Raw genomic sequence first — 2,793 nt, 5'->3', positions numbered from 1 at the left:
CGCCCGGCACCTCGACCTGCCAGCGATCGGGGGCGGCCGCCCCGGCCCACTCGCGGACGGCGAGCGCGGCCGCGGCGACGCCGGTGCCGCAACTGAGGGTCTCGCCGACGCCGCGCTCGAAGACCCGCATGCGGATGCGGCCGATCCCGTCGTGCACGAGCGGATCCGCCGGCACGACGAATTCGATGTTCGCGCCGTGGGGCGGCTCGGGCTGCAGGATCGGCTGCACGGTGAGGTCGAGTCCGTCGAGCTCGGCGTCGCCGGCGATCGCGACGACCACGTGCGGATTGCCGACGTCGACCCCCTGCCCGGGACGCGCCACCGGCAGGCCCTTGGCGCGCACGAGCGGCTCCTCGGACTCGAGACGGAAGGCGCCGAGGTCCACTTCGTACCCGAGGTCGCTGCGGGTCATGGTGAGCACGCCGTTGCGGGTGCCGATGCGCACCTCGTCGTCTTCGCCGAGCGTCGCGAGCCCGGTGCTCAGCAGGTAGTGCAGGTACACGCGGATGCCGTTGCCGCACATCTCGGCGATGGAGCCGTCTGCGTTGCGGTAGTCCATGAACCACTCGGCGCCCTGGGCCGCGGCATCCGCTCCCGCGTCGATCTGCGCCGCGCGGACGACCCGCAGGATGCCGTCGCCGCCGATGCCGAACCGGCGGTCGCACAGCACGGCGACCTGGTCGGCGCTGAGGTCGAGCGCCCCGTCCGCGTCGGGCACGATCACGAAGTCGTTGCCGGTGCCGTGACCTTTGGTGAACGAGACGGTGCGAGCCATGTAAGTCAGTCTAGGGAGACCGATCCCGAAGCCCTGCCGATCCTCCCGATCCGCACCCCGGGAACCTAAACTCTGCACATGCGCGAGTTCCGCCCTCCCACCCGATGGCACGTCATCAACATCGTCGGAGCCGCAAGCTACATCTTCGCGAGCACGTGGTTGACGCTTTACGCCGCGTCTCACAGCCCGGGAAGCGGCCTCTTCGGTGTCCTCGCAATCGGCTTGGGCATCGTATGGCTCGTGCGCGGCTTCGTCGTCCGTGCGAGTTTCGACGAAGAAGCCCTCTGCCTGCGAAATCTCTTCCGCACTCTGAGGATTCCGCGCAGGCAGATTACTGCCGTTGATGCCGATCCGCGTGCTGCGCGGGTGTGGTGGACGAAGAACTCTGGTCGGAGGTGCTTCGCGACGATCACAGCGGCGGGAAGCGGAACTCTGCGATGGATCCCCACCTCGACGCTCGAGCATGAACGGGACTTCCTCGACTCGGTGAAACGCTGGGCGATCGCAGACGAAAGGGTCTGATCGCCTTAGTCCCCCGTAGCGACTTCGGTGAACGGGATGATGCGCGACATGTCGTTCTGTCTAGAGGTCGGGGATGAGGCGCTTGCCGGTGAGGCCGACGTCGAACCGCTCGTAGCCGAGGGCGTCGTAGAAGCCCAGCACGCTCTCGTTGTCGCGACGCACCATCAGCTGCACCTTCGGGCAGCCGAGGTCGAGCAGGCGCCGCTCCGCCTCCTCGACGAGCGCGCGCCCGATGGCCCGCCCGCGGTGCGCGGGATCGCTCGCGAGATAGTACAGCCAGCCGCGGTGCCCGTCGTAGCCCGCCATCACCGACCCGACGACGGCCGAGTCCTCCTCGGCGACCAGCAGCAGGTCCGGCCAGACGGCCCGGTGCCGCTCGATGTCGCGATGCGGGTCGTTCCAGGGCCGGGTGAGCCCGGCCGACTCCCACAGCCGCACGACGGCGGCCTCGTCGGTCGGGACGAACGTGCGGATGTCGACGGTCATCGCGTCAGTCTGCCAGGCGGGCGGTCGGGGTTCCGGGGTCGACCCAGCGGATGCCCGCATAACGGCGGAACCACGACACCTGCCGGCGCGCGTACCGCCGGGTGAGCGCCTGCGTCTCGGCGATCGCCTCGGCCTCGGACTTCTCCCCGGCGAGCTGGGCGAGCGCCTGCGCGTAGCCGATGGCACGGCGCGCGGTCGTCCCCCGCTCGAGTCCCCGGGCGCGGAGCCCCTCGACCTCGGCGAGCAGCCCGTCGGACCACATCTGCTCGACCCGCTCGTCCAGCCGTGGCACGAGCTCCTCACGCGAAACCTGCACCCCGACGAGCCGGGTGCGGGGATGCCACAGCACGGGCTGGTCGGGCAGCACCGCTCCGTGCGTCGCCTCGCCCTGGGCGAGCACCTCGAGCGCGCGCACGATGCGCCGGCCGTTGCGGGGATCGACACGGGCGGCGGTCCCGGCATCCTGCTGCTGCAGCCGCGCGTACAGCACGCCCGGGCCGCTCCGCTCGAGCTCCGCCTCGAGGGTCGCGCGCAGCTCGTCGTCGTGCGGCGGGAACCGGAAGTCGTAGATCAGGCTCGACACGTACAGCCCGGATCCGCCGACGACCACGGCGTCGGCGCCGCGCGCGTGGATGCCGCGGACCGCGGCGCGGGCCGCATCCTGATACCAGGCGACCGCGGCGTCGTCGGTGACGTCGAGCACGTCGAAGAGGTGATGCGGGATGCCGCGGCGGTCGGCCACCGGGAGCTTGGCGGTGCCGATGTCCATGCCCCGGTACAGTTGCATGGCGTCGGCGTTGACGATCTCGGCCGGGCGGCCGGACGCGCTCAGCTGCTCGGCGAGGTCGAGCGACAGCGCGGTCTTGCCGGTGCCGGTGGCCCCGACGATCCGGGTGCGGGGATGCCACAGCACGGGTTCGTCGGGCAGCGCCGCTCCGTGCGTCGCCTCGCCCTGGGCGAGCACCTCGAGCGCGCGCACGATGCGCCGGCCGTTGCGGGGATCGACACGG

General features: G+C 71.2%; 4 protein-coding genes. 1 reads left to right on the top strand and 3 read right to left on the bottom strand.

Translation table 11 applies throughout. The features are described from left to right. Nucleotides 1–775: diaminopimelate epimerase (dapF, locus tag VJR25_RS11010; RefSeq protein WP_324115014.1), on the bottom strand; the 775-nt coding region annotated here is incomplete at its 3' end. Between the two features lie 78 nt (nt 776–853). Here dapF and VJR25_RS11005 point away from each other — a divergent pair. Beyond that, nucleotides 854–1,297: a hypothetical protein gene (locus VJR25_RS11005; RefSeq protein ID WP_324115013.1), complete on the top strand. Its 444-nt coding sequence runs from the start codon at nt 854–856 to the stop codon at nt 1,295–1,297. Nucleotides 1,298–1,357: 60 nt separating this feature from the next. On the opposite strand, the gene VJR25_RS11000 is transcribed toward VJR25_RS11005, so the two are convergent. Both VJR25_RS11000 and miaA read right to left on the bottom strand, forming a co-directional pair. Continuing rightward, nucleotides 1,358–1,783 carry a GNAT family acetyltransferase gene (locus VJR25_RS11000; protein WP_324115012.1) on the bottom strand — a complete coding sequence of 142 codons (426 nt, stop codon included), beginning with the start codon at nt 1,781–1,783 and terminating at the stop codon, nt 1,358–1,360. A 4-nt stretch (nt 1,784–1,787) separates the two neighbouring features. After that, nucleotides 1,788–2,711 (bottom strand): tRNA (adenosine(37)-N6)-dimethylallyltransferase MiaA, encoded by a 924-nt coding sequence (miaA, locus tag VJR25_RS10995; protein WP_414683771.1) that lies wholly within the window; start codon nt 2,709–2,711, stop codon nt 1,788–1,790. Between the last annotated feature and the right edge of the window lie 82 nt (nt 2,712–2,793).

The sequence above is a fragment of the Microbacterium sp. genome (genome assembly GCF_035277845.1).
Lineage (GTDB): Bacteria > Actinomycetota > Actinomycetes > Actinomycetales > Microbacteriaceae > Microbacterium.
The sequence above is the reverse complement of the archived record's forward strand: the minus strand, read 5'-3'. Positions and strand labels throughout refer to the sequence as shown.